At 33.0% G+C, this 14,267-nt stretch carries 12 protein-coding genes; 4 read left to right on the forward strand and 8 right to left on the reverse strand.

From position 1 onward, the window contains the following. Positions 1–110: 110 nt before the first annotated feature. The 3 genes from OYT91_RS13025 to OYT91_RS13035 all read right to left on the reverse strand — a co-directional run bounded on the left by OYT91_RS13025 (position 111) and on the right by OYT91_RS13035 (position 2,603). Entirely contained in the window at positions 111–764 is a 654-nt protein-coding gene (locus OYT91_RS13025; RefSeq protein ID WP_269224456.1) for an HD domain-containing protein, read from the reverse strand. 103 nt (positions 765–867) lie between these two features. Next, positions 868–1,854, reverse strand: a complete 987-nt coding sequence (locus tag OYT91_RS13030; protein WP_269224455.1) for an acyl-ACP desaturase — start codon at positions 1,852–1,854, stop codon at positions 868–870. 14 nt (positions 1,855–1,868) lie between these two features. Further along, entirely contained in the window at positions 1,869–2,603 is a 735-nt protein-coding gene (locus OYT91_RS13035) for a lysophospholipid acyltransferase family protein (RefSeq protein ID WP_281238310.1), read from the reverse strand. Between the two features lie 467 nt (positions 2,604–3,070). Here OYT91_RS13035 and OYT91_RS13040 point away from each other — a divergent pair, with 467 nt between their 5' ends. The 4 genes from OYT91_RS13040 to OYT91_RS13055 all read left to right on the forward strand — a co-directional run bounded on the left by OYT91_RS13040 (position 3,071) and on the right by OYT91_RS13055 (position 6,635). Further along, complete coding sequence (locus OYT91_RS13040) at positions 3,071–3,619, forward strand: hypothetical protein (protein ID WP_281238311.1); 549 nt, start codon at positions 3,071–3,073, stop codon at positions 3,617–3,619. Positions 3,620–3,688: 69 nt separating this feature from the next. After that, positions 3,689–4,069, forward strand: coding sequence for a ribonuclease P protein component (gene rnpA, locus OYT91_RS13045; protein WP_281238312.1), 381 nt, complete (start codon positions 3,689–3,691; stop codon positions 4,067–4,069). Between the two features lie 89 nt (positions 4,070–4,158). Continuing rightward, positions 4,159–4,995 (forward strand): DUF4349 domain-containing protein, encoded by an 837-nt coding sequence (locus OYT91_RS13050; protein WP_281238313.1) that lies wholly within the window; start codon positions 4,159–4,161, stop codon positions 4,993–4,995. A 2-nt stretch (positions 4,996–4,997) separates the two neighbouring features. After that, positions 4,998–6,635, forward strand: coding sequence for a S41 family peptidase (locus tag OYT91_RS13055; RefSeq protein WP_281238314.1), 1,638 nt, complete (start codon positions 4,998–5,000; stop codon positions 6,633–6,635). 86 nt (positions 6,636–6,721) lie between these two features. Here OYT91_RS13055 and OYT91_RS13060 read toward each other — a convergent pair whose 3' ends face one another. The 5 genes from OYT91_RS13060 to OYT91_RS13080 all read right to left on the reverse strand — a co-directional run bounded on the left by OYT91_RS13060 (position 6,722) and on the right by OYT91_RS13080 (position 14,253). Next, the gene (locus OYT91_RS13060) at positions 6,722–7,168 is read right to left on the reverse strand and encodes a GNAT family N-acetyltransferase (protein ID WP_281238315.1); all 447 of its coding nucleotides are present in this window, start codon (positions 7,166–7,168) and stop codon (positions 6,722–6,724) included. Between the two features lie 607 nt (positions 7,169–7,775). Continuing rightward, positions 7,776–8,747 carry a DUF4837 family protein gene (locus OYT91_RS13065; RefSeq protein WP_281238316.1) on the reverse strand — a complete coding sequence of 324 codons (972 nt, stop codon included), beginning with the start codon at positions 8,745–8,747 and terminating at the stop codon, positions 7,776–7,778. A gap of 184 nt (positions 8,748–8,931) precedes the next feature. After that, a complete protein-coding gene (locus OYT91_RS13070; RefSeq protein ID WP_281238317.1) occupies positions 8,932–10,974 on the reverse strand; it encodes a LysM peptidoglycan-binding domain-containing protein in 2,043 nt (680 codons plus the stop codon). A 647-nt stretch (positions 10,975–11,621) separates the two neighbouring features. Continuing rightward, complete coding sequence (locus tag OYT91_RS13075; protein ID WP_281238318.1) at positions 11,622–12,809, reverse strand: phosphoglycerate kinase; 1,188 nt, start codon at positions 12,807–12,809, stop codon at positions 11,622–11,624. Between the two features lie 481 nt (positions 12,810–13,290). Next, positions 13,291–14,253 (reverse strand): PorP/SprF family type IX secretion system membrane protein, encoded by a 963-nt coding sequence (locus tag OYT91_RS13080; RefSeq protein WP_269224444.1) that lies wholly within the window; start codon positions 14,251–14,253, stop codon positions 13,291–13,293. Positions 14,254–14,267: the final 14 nt, after the last annotated feature.

Genomic DNA, 14,267 nt, shown 5'->3' on the forward strand with positions numbered 1-14,267 from the left:
TCACCCAAAAATAGTAAAACTAAACTCTTAGTGAGTCTCTGTGTTTTCTTTGCGTCTCTTTGCGAAATAACATTTCTGAATTCCGCTATAAAATCTTCTGAGGTTAAAATCTATTGCTCCCCATCCCATTCCGCATAAAACTGTGCCAAGAACCCTTGCATATAGCGATGCCTTTCTTTGGCAATTTGTTGACCGGTTGCAGTATTCATTTTATCTTTTAGCAATAACAATTTTTCATAAAAATGATTGATTGTTGGCGCTTGACTATTTTTGTATTCTTCCTTACTAAGATGCATATTGGGAGCTATTTGAGGATCATACAACAATCTGTTTTTGAATCCTCCATAATTAAAAGCTCTAGCGATGCCAATGGCACCTATTGCGTCCAACCGATCTGCATCCTGCACAATATCCAATTCGATTGACGAGAATGTCTTTGCCGTTTTTCCACCTTTAAAAGAGACATTTTCAATAATTTGAATCACCTGTTCAATAATTGCTTCTGGTACAGCTTCATTTTCCAAAAATTCACGAGCAATTATAGATCCTAATGTTTCATCTCCTCCATGAAACTTGCTGTCGGCAATATCATGAAGCAAAGCACCTAATTTTACGATAGTTAGATCACAGGTTTCCCCATTAGCAATCAAAAGTGCATTTTTATAAACCCTTTGAATATGAAACCAATCATGTCCACCTTCGGCATTCGCTAATTTTTCTTTTACAAAAAGTATCGTTTTATTTATTAAATCTGGATTGCTCATAAATTGGGTATTTTTTATAAAAAAATGCCGATTCTTAAAGCGAAAACTTCAAAAATCAGCATTTCAATTTTTATTCTAAAATCGTTACTCTTCAATCTAAAATTTACAATCTTGCAGGTTCTACCCATTTAAATTGAAAGGATTCTTGAGGTATTACCAATCTTTCAGAAATTTTTGCCATTCTACCTGGTAATTTCATCAAATAATCACGGGCTTTTTCGGCTTCATCCGTTAAATTTCCTATTTTATCAATTTCCCATTTATCAATTAATTTTTGCATGATTTCAACATAATCATTGGCGGTATACACCCCTATTCGCTGTGCTGAATCAGAAAAATGTTCAAATGCAGAACTTATTTTGTTTCCAGATTCTCTCAAGAAATGAGCTGGCATAACAATTTTAGCTTTCATCATGTATTGAAAAGCAAGCATCATTTCACTTGGATCTATCTTAAAAATTTCCGATACAAAATGACTGTACGCATGGTGATGACGCATTTCGTCTCCAGCAATCATTTTACACATTTTAGACAATTTTTTATCACCATAACTTTTGGCCAATTGCGAAACTCTATTGTGCGAAACATAAGTAGCCAATTCTTGAAAACTAGTATAGACAAAGTTTTTATACGGATCTCTACCAGTTCCAATATCAAAACCATCGTTAATCAAGTGCTGAGTAGTCATTTCAATTTCTTTCATATTTACTCGACCTGACAAGTACAAGTATTTATTCAATAAATCACCATGACGATTTTCTTCACCTGTCCATTGGCGAACCCATTTGGCCCATCCATTTCTTTCCAGATTGTCCACACCTTCAACTTCCATCAGCCAATTTTCGTAGGTTGGTAAAGCTTCCTCGGTGATCATATCGCCAACCATGGCAACCCAAAAATCATATGGTAAATCTTTGGATATCTCTCTAAGTTCTTTTACTTCTTCTAGAAAATTATCACTTTCTGAATTGGGTAAAAAGTCCGAAGGTTGCCAAATTTTTTCTACTGGTATTAAGTATTGATCAACAAAACTTTCCACCTTGTTTTCTAGAAACTGCATTACTTCTAGACGAATGTTTTTTATAGACATTATTTATAAATTAATTAAATTTTTATTCCACTAACGACCGCCGATTCCGTTTTTTCCATGATTTCACTAAATTCAAAATCCTTTACCGCAATGGCTTCATGAACCACAAAGGTAATACGATTTCCCAAACCATAAGGAAAAGTTCCATATTTCATTAATTTCCATGAATTATTAATACTTATAGGTACAACATAAGCCGATGGTGCATTTTTGCATAAAATCTTCAAACCCGTTTGTGCAAACTCTTTAGGTTTCCCAGTTCTACTGCGGGTTCCTTCTGGAAAAATCACTGCAGAACGCTTATGCTTTTCAATATAATTTGCCATTTTTTTGATCGATGGAATGGCTTGTTTAGGATCTTTTCGGTCTATCAATACGGAACCTCCATGGCGCAAATTAAACGAAACGCTCGGGACTCCTTTCCCTAATTCTTTTTTGCTGACAAATTTGGGATGAAATTTTCTTAAAAACCAAATCATAGCAATAATATCATACAAACTTTGATGGTTGGCCACAAATATTATCGGCACTCCTTTTGGAATTCGTTCTCTATTCTCAAAACTAAAAGTTACACCCAAAAGCAAAACAATTCTTAGCAATATAAAATTCAGATAATCGACACTTTTTTTATGAGCTTGGTATCCAAAAACGTGCAAACAAATCCATTGAATAGGATGAAACATCACCAAAGCCAACAAAACAAGCACTAAAACAATAAAAGATAAGGGATACGAAATAATTTTTTGCATACTGTTAAATTTGCCACAAAAGTAATAAATATATTTTTAGGACAATTTATAACCACACCAAATTAAAGCCAATTAACCTATTTACTTACCAATCAATACAAAACAAAAACTAGGAGCTCTTTTTCGTTAGTAAAAATTTGGGCGTGACCCCATTGAGCAAAGTGGCTTACTTTTGAAACCGCTTATTTAGCCACTTTACTCAACACGGTCGGGCTATCACGAGCGCATGGCGCCTTGCTCTATCCCTCACGCAAAGGCGCAAAGTTTAGATACGATTTCTTCGCGTCTTCGCGTCTTTGCGAGAGCCCTATTTTTAAAAAGCATGGTGAAAAATCCATATTTTAAGGATATTCCCCTCAAGCACAATGTCTTTAAGTTAAGCTTTGTATTTTCTCTCCAAGACGCAAAGGCGCAAAGTTTAGAGACGATTTCTTCGCGTCTTTGCGAGAGCCCTAATTTTAAAAAGCATGGTGAGAAATCCATATTTTAAGGATATTCCCCTCAAGCACAATGTCTTTAAGTTAAGCTTTGTATTTTCTCTCCAAGACGCAAAGGCGCAAAGTTTAGAGACGATTTCTTCGCGTCTTCGCGTCTTTGCGAGAGCCCTATTTTTAAAAAGCATGGTGAGAAATCCATATTTTAAGGATATTCCCCTCAAGCACAATGTCTTTAAGTTAAGCTTTGTATTTTCTCTCCAAGACGCAAAGGCGCAAAGTTTAGAGACGATTTCTTCGCGTCTTCGCGTCTTTGCGAAAGCCCTATTTTTAAAAAGCATGGTGAGAAATCCATATTTTAAGGAAATTCCCCTCAAGCACAATGTCTTTAAGTTAAGCTTTGTATTTTCTCTCCAAGACGCAAAGGCGCAAAGTTTAGAGACGATTTCTTCGCGTCTTCGCGTCTTTGCGAAAGCCCTATTTTTAAAAAGCATGGTGAGAAATCCATATTTTAAGGATATTCCCCTCAAGCTGTTCTCTTCTAAAGCTCATTTATTTGAACCAAATCAAAAACCATTGTAATCAAACAGTCTATTGCACGACTGCACTTTAATCGTACCTTTGTTACCAATAACTCTGTCCTTTTATAAAATGAACTTTACTTATCCCAAAAACGAGAAACTCAAAAGCAAAATCACTATTGGATTATTATTCACCGAGGGCAAATCGGTTTCAAAATATCCGTTGCGATTGGTTTACAATGCGGGAACTTTTGATGAAGGAGAAAAAATAAAAATAGGAGTATCTGTTTCCAAAAAATATTTCAAAAAAGCAGTAGACCGCAATTATTTCAAACGCGTACTTCGAGAAACCTATAGACTCAACAAACATTTACTATTGGATAATCTGGACCAACCGTATTCCTTTATGCTTTTTTACCAAAGCAAAGACCGATTGTCATATGCAGAAATCAATACCAAAACCATACAATTGTTTGAAAAGTTCTTACTGCAAATAAAAAAAGAACAATAACCCCTTATTTTGCGCGATTATAAAACAGAAATCGATGGCTTAGTTGTTATCTAAATTAATTTTGTATTTTTAGATCTAAATAACGCTCTATGAACTCAAAAATTTTATTAGCCCTTTTATTTTTTGCTTTTTTAAGTTGCAAAAAATCTGATACTGAAGCATTTTCCTCTGACGAAGTATCAATCCAAGCAATTAAATTATCTTCCCATTCCAAGAAGATAGCTGAAGTTGGCGGTAATTATGAAGCTCCAACTTCAGAAAACAAAAACATAGCTCAAAAAATAATAAAAAATGGCAATATTAAGTTTGAATGTAAGGATTTAGAAACTACTTATGAACAAATAAAAACGGCCGCTAAGAAAGGAAAAGCAATTATCCAAAATGATAATGAAGGAAAAGATTATGGTACTGTTTATAGAAAATTAACTGTACGTATTCCAAGTGAAAATTTTGATTTTTTTATAAAAGACATTTCAACTGGTGTTGCTTATTTTGACAATAAAGAAATCAGTTCGCAAGATGTAACCGAGGAATACATTGACATTGATGCCCGACTAAAGGCAAAAAAGAAACTAGAAAACAGGTATTTGGAACTTTTATCAAAAGCAACCAAAATGTCTGAAATGCTAGCCATCGAAGCGCAACTTTGGGCTATTCGAGAAGAAGTTGAAGCCAAAGAAGGGCAATTACGATATTTACAAAGTCAGGTTTCACTAAGCACCATAAACATAGAATTCTACAAAACGGTAGCCGAAGAAGAAGGCATCACTGTTTCGTATGGCGAAAAAGTTTGGAATGCCATAAAATCAGGGTTTAACAGTATCTCAAGTTTCTTTTTGGGAATGCTGGAAGTGTGGCCTTTTTTACTTATTGCAACGGCTCTAATTTATTTTATAAGAAAACGATTCAAGAAAAAAAACATATAATCATGCGCACTATTTTCCAAAAAAAAATCATTATTCCAGTTGTTGCATCTGCTTTTTTATTTGTGGGGGTAAGCTTCAAAGACGACTATTTTGAGATTGCCAAACAATTGGAAATTTTTACAACTATGTTCAAAGAGCTGAACAAGAATTACGTGGACGAAACTACACCAGCCCAATTGATGAATAATGCCATAAAAGGCATGCTGAGTTCACTGGATCCGTATACTGTTTTTTATAACGAACAAGAAGTACTCAAATTCAAGATCAATAATACGGGTGAATACACTGGAATTGGGGCATTAATAACTCGAAAAGACGACAAGTTAATTATAAAAGAAGCCTACAAAAATTTTCCAGCAGACAAAGCAGGACTCAAAGCAGGAGATGAAATTGTTCAAATTGGTGACACCCCTTTGGCCGACTTTAAGGACGATGCTTCGCAACTATTAAAAGGGTCAAAAAACACCAAAATTGATATAAAATACATTCGCCAAGGCAAACCTTATACTACCATAATAACCTTGGACGAAATCGAAATAAAATCGGTTCCCTATTTTGCTAAGATTGATGACAAAACGGGATATATTGTACTGGCTCATTTCAACAAAAAAGCATCAAACGAAACCAGAGACGCTTTGGAACAACTAAAAAAACAAGGGGCCGAAAGAATTGTATTGGATCTTAGAGGAAATCCTGGTGGATTATTGAACGAAGCAGTAAATATCTGCAATCTATTTGTACCAAAAAACGAAATTATCGTAACCACTAAGTCCAAAATAGAAAAACACAACAATACCTATAAAACATCCAAAGAACCAGTTGACACTACTATTCCATTAGTGATTCTGGTTAATGGTCATAGCGCTTCCGCCTCGGAAATTGTTTCTGGAGCTTTGCAAGATTTGGATCGGGCTGTGGTTTTGGGAAGTCGAAGTTTCGGAAAAGGATTGGTGCAAAGACCCGTTGAACTAACATACGGAACACAACTCAAAGTAACCATTTCCCGCTATTACACCCCATCAGGAAGATGCATCCAAGCGTTGGATTATGCCCATAAAGACAAAAATGGTCTAGCCACCAGAACCGATGCCAAAAACTACAACACCTTTAAAACCAGAAAAGGACGCACCGTATATGATGGTGGCGGTGTATTGCCAGACATCGAGATGGAAGAAACTAAAACTAGTCCCATTGCTAATGCATTACTAAAAAATGACGGTATTTTTAATTATGCTACGCAATATTACTACAAAAACCCAAATCTAGGCAACAAAATCCCTGTAATAACGGATACCGATTACACGGATTTCAAGTTGTTTTTGAAAACACAAAAATTCTCTTTTGACACTGAAACTGAATTGGCTTTGAAAAATACTTTGGCCACAGCCAAAAAAGAAAAACTAGATGAATCAATTGCTTTAGAATACCAACAATTGTATAATGCTCTCCAAAAATCAGAAAATGCATTACTGGACAAAAATCAAAAGGAAATAAAAGGACTACTACAGGATGAAATCATCAAACGGTACCAATACCAGGAGGGACTTTATGATTATTACATCAAAAGCAACCCTGAAATAAAGAAAGCAGTTAGTATTTTGAATACTCCAACAGAATATAATTCTATTTTGAAAATTTAAAAAAATAGAACTAAACGAATACTAAAAATGGTTTGTATTGGATGAAAATTCCAAAACAAACCATTTTTTTTTAAATACCACTGCAATTAGCTCTTAATCATTTCAATGTGTGGAATGTCATCTTCTAAGTACATTTCGCTCGTTTGAACAAAACCATGACTTTCATAAAATTTCTTAAGATACAATTGAGCGCCAATAGTGATTTGGCTTTCGCCAAAGTGATTAAAAATTCCAGCAATTGATTCTTTCATCAAATCATGTCCCCATTTTCTATCTCTATAGTCTGGATCTACCGTTACTCGGCCTATGGATGCATTATCAAATGAAATTCCCGATTTAAAAAGCCGAGCATGAGCCACAATTTTTCCATCAAAAGTACCAAACAAATGCAAAGCCACTTTATCCTTGCCGTCTAAATCAAGATAGACACAGTTTTGCTCCACTACAAAGATCCGACTTCGCAATTGCAGAATATCATATAATTCATTAACAGTTAATGCCTCAAAAGGCTTTATTTTCCATTCTATAGTCATGAGTGCAGGCTTAATTAGTAATTAAATGATTTAATAAAAATAGAATCCAAAAATAACATTCTTTTGATAAATCAAATGCAAAAATTTAATTCCGTTTGAGAAAACAATCACATCGAATAGGACATCGACCGAAACTAAAACCATTTCACAAAATTATTCCTTATCGTCTATCAATTTAAAATATAATACTTCAAAAATCTCATCTTTTAAATCAGATTCTACATTAAAATTTAGATTTATGTTTCCATGTCATTTCCTTAAGGAACTCTCATACCAAACTCATTTAGTTTGTCATTTCGACCAGCGGGAGAAATCACATTACAGGAACACATAATGTGATTCCTCCTACGTCGGAATGACAAAACCCACTCTTAAAGAAACGACATTGATTTAAGTTTAAAAAATGGCCTAATGTAGTTACATATTGCGGAAACAATATCGAGCTCTATTTGAAACTTACAAAAGTAAAGATTGGACAAAAAGTAGTGCTTATTCAAGTTAGCCCTAACGGCTTGTAAAAACCGATACGTTTTCAGCTAAACTATAAAATCGTTTGACCAAATCATGATTCCCTTTTACATTTGGGATTTTAGATTCGAAAAAGAAATCAACGGATTGTAACTCCTTTCAATATCGTTTCCAATTCTTGCATAAAATCACGTCTGTCTTTTGAAGGCAAGTAACAAAAACCTTCCAGAAAAATAATTCTATTTTTCTTGTTGTCCCAAATAAGATAATTTACAAAAGGCCCAAACATAAAACTATTTTTCAAACGCCAAGTCCCTTTAATTTCGTAGGTGCTTTTTCCATTCAGAGTCGTTTTGAAAACATAAAGCGGAAACGATTTGTCAATATACATTTTGGATGTAGCATCAGAACTTTTGATATATAGAGCACCAAGAGAATCGTGTATTCGAATAAACTGTTCCAGAATATCAGCATCAGTATTAATATCTTTTATAGGCAATTGAGTCAAAATAATACTCGTACTTCCCGTGCTATACTCTTTTTTCAGCCAAACAAAATCCTGTTGTTTAAATATATAGCTATATGGTTTAGGGATTTGTAAAGTAAGAGCAAATTGTTTTTGAATAAAATCAACATTTTGCAGCGGCACTTTTAATAATCGTTGCTGTTCTTTGAGTTCTGAAGTTTCTAAAATTTTAATTATTTGAGGTGTTCTTTGCTCAATAATCTTCACAAGATCAGTAAGTGACCTTCCAGCTATATGAATTACATTTTGAGGTGTAGCGTATTTATTTTTCTTAATTTCAAAAGAATTCTTAGTGCCTTTTTTGACAACAATAATTATCCTGCTTTTGGTAACAAATCCTTCCATTAAATGAGTTGGAAATTGATTTATATCGAATCGTGGTTCTTCTGTAGGCAACCCTTCTACTGGACTGGCAAATTTGTTTCTAATACTATCACCAACAATCCCGTTCCATAATTGATCATCTATTACAACCGAAATAGCATTTAGTTTTCCTGTTGAAGAGATGTTCCTATCTTTACTTTTATTAGTGCAGGAAAACAAGAAAACGACTAAAAACAATATTAAAATAGAATATTTACTCATAGATAAGAAAGAAAAGAATTCAAATATACAGGAGTTTATTCAAATATTTATAGCTACCCAAAATTAGTTAAAGCTAAAAACAACAAGTAGTAACCCATGAAAAATTCTAATATTATAAAGGATGCAGCAAAAAAAGAAACTTGACACGAAAAGACTAAAATTAATTAGTTTTAAGTATAGTAAATTACCCTTTAATTTTCAATCCCATTCCTGGTTTTAAATCTTCCCCAGTGATATTATTCCATTTTTGTAAATCGGCTACTGTAACACCAGGATATTTTTGAGAAATACTATATAATGAATCTCCTTTTTGAACCAGATAATTAACATCACTGTTTTTAGATACAGCTGTTGAAATTTCTTTTTTCTTAAAAGAAGCGACAGTGGCATTATTGGTAATTATAGCTACTTCATTTTTAGCAACAATTATTTTATTACCAATTGACAAATTGTTAGTATGTAAAGCGTTCCATTGTCTTAAATCAGACAAAGAAGCACCAAATTTTTTAGCTATACTTCCAAGATTGTCCCCTTTTTGAACTTCATATTCAATATCTTTGAGCTCTGGAGTCACCATTGCAACTGATTCTTTAGTCTCAATAACCGCATTAGAAACGAGTAAAGATGAACCTAATTTGATATTTGGAGAAGTCAAATTATTCCATTCTTTAATTTCAGTAACCGTTGTATTAAATTTTTTGGCAATCGTATTTAGATTATCCCCTTTTTGAACGATATATGAATTGGATCCATTTACTAAAAGTGTATCTTTTTTATCCGTAATTGATTTGGTATCTACAGCAGCTACGTTAGTATTTTCTTTGACAATAATAGGTTTGCTTTTTTCAATATTGGAGGCCAATCTTGAGGAAGAATCTTCATTATTGAGACTATAAATCTTTAATGTCTTTCCAGCAGGAACCGTTTTTCCAACAATATTATTCCATTTTTTCAGATCGGATACGGCAATACCATTCTTTTTGGAGATAGCAATTAGATTATCGCCACGCTTTACTTTATAATACTTTACTTTTGAATTAGAAGAAGCTATATATTTCAAAGAATCTTTAACATAATTTGTTTTCCAATTTTGATTTGATTTTTCTCTCTTATCCAATTCATATTGCACATAAGCATAGATTTTATCTTCATTGGAAGTAAAAATTGCAATTTTTGAAGAGGGCAATGTCAAATAATGATATTTACCTTCATAAGTTGGAATAACGTTACGCTTGTAAGATGGATTTAATGCTTGCAATTGCTCAATAGGCAAATCTAATAAATCTGATATTTGCGCAAAACTCATTTCTCTTTTTACCATTACCGTATCGGTTTCAAAATGCTTAACCAAAGCTTTTTTTGGTACAATACCGTGTTCTTTATGGTATTCATAAATATACATCGTGGCCAAAAAAGCAGGTAAATAACCTTGCGTTTCTAAGGGAAGGTATTTTTTTATGTTCCAGAAATTTTGTTGTCCACCCGATCGACGAATGGCTTTTGTAACATTTCCAGGACCCGAATTATAGGAAGCTAAAACGAGATCCCAATCATTAAAAATAGCATACATATTAGTCATATACTGAGCCGCAGCTTCCGAGGATTTTAAAGGATCTGAACGTTCATCAACATAAGAATCTATATTCAATCGGTATTGTTTTCCAGTATTGTACATGAATTGCCACAAACCAGTAGCGCCCATTTTTGAAACAGCTTTTGGGTTTAAAGCAGATTCTACAACCGCTAAATATTTAATCTCTAATGGTACGTTTTGTTTGGCTAATGCTTCTTCAAAGGTTGGAAAATAATATTCTGCAACTGCCATTTGATTGGCAAAAGCTTTTCGCCTGTTTTTAAGAAAGGACTTTATTAAATTCTCTAAACCTTGATTGTATTCAATATTGAAAGGAGATTTAGCATCTAAGGCTGCCAAACGTTGTTTTAATAATTCCGTGGGTAATTCTTTGTCAATATCTTTATCAATATTAACGGTATTGATTTCGGTCTCTAAATTATTATAAATATCTAAAGTATTCCCAATCTGATTCATCCATAAACTGTCAGATTTTACAGTTCGATCATAAGAAACAAAAGATTTTTTGATAGAATCTAAAAATGATAAAGGCTTCTCTGATGGGATTACTACAGAATTCTCAACACTATTTTGAGAAAAAGCAGTAAAAGAAAGTAAAAATAAAAATGAAAAAGTGGTATTTAATAATTTCATATCCAGATAATATTTTTTATCGATTACATGTAATAACGCTATCCTAATGGCATAACTTACCAAGAAACAAACATTTATTTACAAACTAAGACCGTTTTATAGCTTAATATGGTATCGTCTATACTCAATATTTAAAACGTTTTGAATTGGGACGATATATTAAATGCAATCACAATTTGTTATGATACAACAGATTACAAATTAATTATTGCAAACTTAAAAGGTATTTTCCAATTAAAATCACAAATAATGTTAAAAATACAAAAAAATTCGATATTTAACCTTTTTTTTTGCTTTTTGTGCGTAATATTTTTCAATAATATACTTAAAATGAAATTTTTCAAACCAAAAAAAAAGGAATGGAAAATCCGAAAATTGGTTTCAAAGTTGAAAGGCTAATTATTAGAACCGTTGGGTGAAATTATTTTTTAGCACATAGAAACCAAACGCGCTAGCTTTATTATTTCGAAATTTGGATTAAACTAAACCAGAAACGCTACAAGGAGTAGAAATTTTTTAATTGAACTATATTAAAAAAACAAAAACCTTTAATTGCCAATACAAGCAACTAAAGGTTTTATTGATTTTTAATATAACTAACAAATTAAAAATCTAAGAAATAGGAATTGAAATAAAATAAATTGAAACTAGTCTAGAATTGCAGCAATTCCAGGTAAAGTTCTACCTTCTAGCATTTCTAACATAGCCCCACCGCCAGTAGAAACGTAACTCATTTTATCTTCAAATCCGAATTGTTTAACTGCAGCAACAGAATCTCCTCCTCCAACAAGTGAAAAAGCTCCTTTTGCAGTAGCAGCAGCGATATAATTTCCAAGGGCAATAGTTCCTTTAGCAAATGTTTCCATTTCAAAAACACCTAATGGACCATTCCAAAGAATAGTTTTTGATTCCATAATCACCTTCTCAAAATTCGCCAATGATTTAGGCCCAGCATCAAGACCTTGCCATCCATCAGGAATTTCTCTAACATCTACAATTTGTGTATCGGCAGTATTCGAAAAATCATTTGCAGCCACTACATCAACAGGAATATGAATTTGAACTCCTTTTTCTTTGGCTAGTCTTAAAATTTCCAACGCTAAATCCAATTTATCATCTTCACAGATTGAATCGCCAATTGTTCCGCCTAAAGCTTTTACAAAAGTAAATGTCATTCCACCACCAATAATCATATGATCTACTTTATCCAAAATATTTTCGATAACCGTAATTTTAGATGAAACTTTTGAACCTCCTAATACCGCGGTAACCGGTTTTTCGCTGTTTTTTAAAACCTTGTTTAAACTATCGATTTCTTTAGCTAATAATAGTCCAAAACATTTATTTTCAGGAAAAAACTGAGCTATAATAGTTGTAGAAGCATGTGCTCTGTGTGCAGTACCAAAAGCATCATTTACATAAATATCTCCAAGGGAAGCTAATTCTTTGGCGAAAGCAACATTTCCAGCCTCTTCTTCATCGTGAAAACGTAAATTTTCTAATAATAATACTTGACCGGGTTTTAAATTTTTTGCAGCTTCTTGCGCTTCTGAACCAATACAATTTGAAGAAAATTGAACCGGAACTCCTAAAATATCAGCAGTAGCTTTTAGAATATGTTTTAAAGAATATTTGTCTTGAACTCCTTTTGGTCTTCCTAAGTGTGACATTAAGATAACACTACCTCCTTGCGCCAAAATAGCATCAATAGTAGGTTTTGCCGCTTCAATACGATTGGTATCTGTTACGGTATAATTTTCATCCAAAGGAACATTAAAATCTACTCTTATTATTGCTTTTTTATTTTTAAAATCAAAATTATTCAAAGTCTTCATGGTTCTTTTTTTTAGTTGTTTTTGAAAGAATAACAAAGATATAACATTTAAATAAGTATTAAATTTGAAAAATCTAAAAAAATTATGAATTTACTAACGAAATCGATGTAATTCACAATAGTTTAAGAATTACCCATTTAGGTATAACCCAAAATTCATACAACTCTTTTTACTAAAATTTTGTTATTTCAAATCGATCATTGTGACGAACTATGAAGTTAGAAGTTAGAGGTTAGAAGTTAGAGGTTAGAAGGTAGAAGGTAGAAGGTAGAAGGTAGAAGGCAGAAGGCAGAAAAAAGAAAGTAGAAAGTAGAAAGCAGAAAGCAGAAGGAAGAATGTAAAAAGTAGAAAGGGGAACTCAGAAAGCAGAACATAGAAAGGAGAAAGGAGAACTTAGAAGAATAGTATTGTAATAGAAAAAGGCTCAGATTATAAAATCTAAGCCTTTAATTATGCAAAATCTAAAAACAATAACGCTAGTCTAATCGTGGACAGGACTTTGTGTACAAGGGCAATTACTAACCCCTTGCAAAAATCGAAACCCGATAGTCAAAGAATGGGTACCCGAATTACGAGATACCAAATCGTTGTTTAATGTTACTTGGTATGAATAACCCATTGAGAAATATCCTTTTGTAAATCCAACCATTGGACCTATACCAAGTGGACGACCTATTTGATCATTCAAAAAACGATAAGTAGCTCCTATCCAATAATAATCTTCATACCTATTGAATTTTCGGTATTTTAAATTTAAATCGGTATTGGAACGGCCATCACTTTGAAATAATTGATAAAAAGCAGAAGGTTCTAATTCGTCTCTATTCCCTAAATCAAGCACATAACCACCATACAATTGATAATTGGTAAGCAAATTAGGTTCCAGTTTAGTCGTTGTAAAATCGATATTTTTTTGCAAAATATTAGTAGCCGTTGCACTAACATAGAATCCTTTGTTACGATATAAAAACCCAATTTCAAAGTTATTATTCGTAGTAGAACGGTTATCCGTAATTCCTGGATCGTTAGGAACAGTAGCTAAATCAGGGACTTCAATACGAAATGAATTATAAATATACGAAAGTCCAAAGGATAGATATTGCTTGGAATAATAGTCCAAAATTATGTGATGCGCAAAAGTTAATTTGCCCCCAGCTTGTTTAGTATTTCCATTGGAATCATTATACAAAGTCAATCCCACTCCCGACTGATCCAACACTCTAAAATCGGCATAAAGTGCTTGACTTCGAGGGGCGTCTTCAACACCAACCCATTGTTGGTAACCATTGAGGTTTATTCTAAAATTATCCCCAATTCCAGCATAAGTAGGCGAAACCACATAAGGATTATCAGCTAAATATTGAGTAGCTACAGGAACATTCAACTCCTGACTGTAACTGGCTGTTACAGTCAAAAGGAAAATACTGATTAAGATTTTTTTCATTTTAATTTTTTTCA

Origin of the sequence: Flavobacterium praedii, assembly GCF_026810365.1 — a bacterium.
GTDB classification, from domain to species: Bacteria; Bacteroidota; Bacteroidia; order Flavobacteriales; family Flavobacteriaceae; genus Flavobacterium; species Flavobacterium praedii.

Coding starts and splice junctions, on each gene's coding strand:
- OYT91_RS13025 (WP_269224456.1), bottom strand. CDS start 764: ATGAGCAATCCAGATTTAATAAATAAAACGATACTTTTTGTAAAAGAA.
- OYT91_RS13030 (WP_269224455.1), bottom strand. CDS start 1,854: ATGTCTATAAAAAACATTCGTCTAGAAGTAATGCAGTTTCTAGAAAAC.
- OYT91_RS13035 (WP_281238310.1), bottom strand. CDS start 2,603: ATGCAAAAAATTATTTCGTATCCCTTATCTTTTATTGTTTTAGTGCTT.
- OYT91_RS13040 (WP_281238311.1), top strand. CDS start 3,071: ATGGTGAGAAATCCATATTTTAAGGATATTCCCCTCAAGCACAATGTC.
- rnpA (WP_281238312.1), top strand. CDS start 3,689: ATGAACTTTACTTATCCCAAAAACGAGAAACTCAAAAGCAAAATCACT.
- OYT91_RS13050 (WP_281238313.1), top strand. CDS start 4,159: ATGAACTCAAAAATTTTATTAGCCCTTTTATTTTTTGCTTTTTTAAGT.
- OYT91_RS13055 (WP_281238314.1), top strand. CDS start 4,998: ATGCGCACTATTTTCCAAAAAAAAATCATTATTCCAGTTGTTGCATCT.
- OYT91_RS13060 (WP_281238315.1), bottom strand. CDS start 7,168: ATGACTATAGAATGGAAAATAAAGCCTTTTGAGGCATTAACTGTTAAT.
- OYT91_RS13065 (WP_281238316.1), bottom strand. CDS start 8,747: ATGAGTAAATATTCTATTTTAATATTGTTTTTAGTCGTTTTCTTGTTT.
- OYT91_RS13070 (WP_281238317.1), bottom strand. CDS start 10,974: ATGAAATTATTAAATACCACTTTTTCATTTTTATTTTTACTTTCTTTT.
- OYT91_RS13075 (WP_281238318.1), bottom strand. CDS start 12,809: ATGAAGACTTTGAATAATTTTGATTTTAAAAATAAAAAAGCAATAATA.
- OYT91_RS13080 (WP_269224444.1), bottom strand. CDS start 14,253: ATGAAAAAAATCTTAATCAGTATTTTCCTTTTGACTGTAACAGCCAGT.